This is a genomic window from Phaeobacter inhibens DSM 16374 (genome assembly GCF_000473105.1).
Classification (GTDB): Bacteria; Pseudomonadota; Alphaproteobacteria; order Rhodobacterales; family Rhodobacteraceae; genus Phaeobacter; species Phaeobacter inhibens.
Genome location: NZ_KI421498.1, coordinates 3358485 through 3361358, shown reverse-complemented (window position 1 = coordinate 3361358; position 2874 = coordinate 3358485). Strand labels below are relative to the sequence as shown.

General features: G+C 57.8%; 3 protein-coding genes. 2 read left to right on the top strand and 1 reads right to left on the bottom strand.

The window, feature by feature from the left end:
- Window positions 1-357: 357 nt before the first annotated feature.
- Together INHI_RS0120100 and INHI_RS0120090 are read left to right on the top strand one after the other, a co-directional pair.
- Window positions 358-1506, top strand: a complete 1149-nt coding sequence (locus INHI_RS0120100) for a hypothetical protein (protein WP_027248727.1) — start codon at window positions 358-360, stop codon at window positions 1504-1506.
- Between the two features lie 430 nt (window positions 1507-1936).
- Window positions 1937-2458 carry a WD40/YVTN/BNR-like repeat-containing protein gene (locus INHI_RS0120090; protein WP_027248725.1) on the top strand — a complete coding sequence of 174 codons (522 nt, stop codon included), beginning with the start codon at window positions 1937-1939 and terminating at the stop codon, window positions 2456-2458.
- On the opposite strand, the gene INHI_RS0120085 is transcribed toward INHI_RS0120090, so the two are convergent.
- Window positions 2451-2828: a hypothetical protein gene (locus tag INHI_RS0120085; RefSeq protein ID WP_027248724.1), complete on the bottom strand. Its 378-nt coding sequence runs from the start codon at window positions 2826-2828 to the stop codon at window positions 2451-2453. The two genes, INHI_RS0120090 and INHI_RS0120085, sit on opposite strands and share 8 nt — an antisense overlap.
- Between the last annotated feature and the right edge of the window lie 46 nt (window positions 2829-2874).

Below are 2874 nucleotides of genomic sequence, written 5' to 3'. Positions count from 1 at the left end.
TTAACGCAATCCGCACCGCATCTTGGCGAAATTCGTCCGTCCGTTTTAGTCCCATAGTTCATCTCCTTTGGTGCAGTAAATGCTATCAAAGGAGCGGCATCAAACCGCGACAGGTCCAAATATCGCCAAATGCGCGGAACGCGCAGAAATCTGGATCAGCAGACAACTGAGCGCCCAGCACTAACAGCTAAGCCGGGCACCGCCCGGCCCCAAAACCTAAAGCTGCCCCGCCGGAGGCACCATTACCGGCGGGCCACACCCAATAAACACTCCCCAAACCGCAGCGCCAAGACGGCGAAATTAAGGGGGGTCTTGTAACACCCCCCTCCACGAATACGAAAGCGAAGGCCAGCGCAAATGGAAGCGGATATCCTGCATTCAGGCTTTGACGGGCTGAAATTCACCGTTGAAACCGATATCCCTGCAGAGCTGCGCACCGCGCTTGCAGAAGCCAAAGCACTGGCAATCCAGACCAATGCCGAGACCCTGTTAGAGTTCGGTCCTGTAGCCCTCTCCGTGCGCCGCACAGGCGGTTCCGCCTTCTCTGCCCATACAGGCGAATACGGGGCCGAGTGGTACTTCCTCGACCCGGAAAACCGCCCTGCGAACAATCCCGGCATCACTGTGGATTTCCGGGCCTTCCTGCTGGCGACTGGCGGGCTGGACGCCGCAGAGAAACACTTTCGGGATTGCATGGATGCGTTTGGCATCCGCTACGCCGATCACCTCTTGCGCGTGACCCGCGTGGATTATGCCATCGACTTTCTCGCCCCATGGTTTGAACCCGACCGCGAGGCGCTGGTGGTGCCCCCTGGCACCCGCGTGCAGGAACACACCGGCATTAATGAAACCGAAACCCATGCCACAGGCGCACGCGTCACCGGCCTGCGCGCCGGGGCCGTCGCCAACCGGCAATTGGTGATCTACGACAAGCGCCAAGAGGTCATGCAAAAGGGCAAGCTGGGCTGGCTCACCATCTGGAACGACGCCCGCGCCCAATTGAACCGCCCACCCTTGGATCTGTCCGACCGACTGGCAAGCCAAGTCTGGCGCTTCGAGTTGCGCATGGGATCCAAACAACTCCGCAACCGCTGGGAAATGCGGAGCTGGCAAGACCTGCGCGATATGGTCGGCGACGCTTACGCCGAGTTCTGCGAAAAAATGCGCTACACCTGCCCCACCAGTGATAGCAACCGCGCCCGCTGGCCCACACATGACCTGTGGCGCGCGGTCGCCAGCGTCATTGCCAATGACCTGCATGAGAACTGCTCTGGCGTGCTGCCTAGTGAGGTGATCGAAACCAACCGTGCCGAACACATGCGGATGCTGGACCGACAAATCCTTGGTCTGCTGGTGTCCCGTGCAGCAGCGTCAGAGGTACAACCGCATGAGTTCACGGAGTTTCTGGACGCGCATGTCGAAGCGATCCGGCGATTGTCTGAAGAACACCCTACACCACTGGCAGAGCGCATCGCTAAGGCAGCGGCACGGTATCGGTTTAAGTAACCCTGAACCTATCTTCGCTCAGCATCAATGTCAGAGAAGCGCAGAGAACGCCCTTTGCAAAGTCTGGCCGACCTTCCAAAAACCGACATGCGGTACTTCAATTAAATCGGTCGCGTTGAGCCCATTTCGCCGGATGCAGTGCTCTGCTTGAACGTCCGCTTCAAGGTTGCAGATCTTTTCTTGCTTTCCGGCACGGTCCTGGAGTTTAGTCATTGTCGAAGTAAATTTACCCTATAGTTAGACATCGCCGAACACTGCCTTTCAAAGAACGGATTTCTAGTTGAACGCCTCATATCAACACGGACAACTTCCGGAAATAGACCGGCGAAAAGACCTGCGTCGCGCCGCTCTAGATGCGGAATGGCAGGGGGCAACCGGTAAATATGCGGGCGTCATTCGGCAACTACGATTCCGCGGCAATCAATTCAGTATGCGCGCGTCGTGGATCTATCGTGGCCTGCTTGCGGTGATCATTATTGGCCTCATGTTCTACCTCGGCTTACCTTATTGGGAGAAGTACGTGGACGGGAAGCGCCAGACGCTCCGAAGCCAGCAGCTGGCACATGCGACAGAGCATGCAAAACTCGACAATCAGCGTAGTGCCCTCGTACATGGATCGGAAGGGCAAAAGGGGCTTTTGGAGCTGCTTGCGACCACAGCGACACCTATCCCCTCTGGGGTAGAGGGGTGGCTGTGGGAGGCCATAGTTGAGGGTCAGAACATTCTGCTCTTTGGCGGTGATGGTGCAATCACGCGCTCCACCGATGGCGGTCAGACCTTTACGCCTGTCCCCTCGGGAGTGGTGGCGGGCCTTCAGGAGGCCATAGTTGAGGGCCAGAACATCCTTCTCTTTGGCGGTGATGGTGCAATTACGCGCTCCACCGATGGTGGTCAGACCTTTACACCTGTCCCCTCGGGAGTGGAGGTGGACCCTACGGGAGGCCTTAGTTGAGGGCCAGAACATCCTTCTCTTTGGCGGTGATGGTGCAATTACGCGCTCCACCGATGGTGGTCAGACCTTTACGCCTATCCCTTCTGGGGTAGAGGGGTGGCTGTGGGAGGCCATAGTTGAGGGTCAGAACATTCTGCTCTTTGGCGGTGATGGTGCAATCACGCGCTCCACCGATGGCGGTCAGACCTTTACGCCTGTCCCCTCGGGAGTGGAGGCGGGCCTTCAGGAGGCCATAGTTGAGGGTCAGAACATTCTGCTCATTGGCGGTGATGGTGCAATCACACGTTCCACCGATGGCGGTCAGACCTTTACACCTGTCCCCTCGGGAGTGGAGGTGGACCTTCAGGAAGCCATAGTTGATGGCCAGCACATCCTTCTCTTTGGCGCGCCTAATCCACTATCTCTCGTAACCGAAG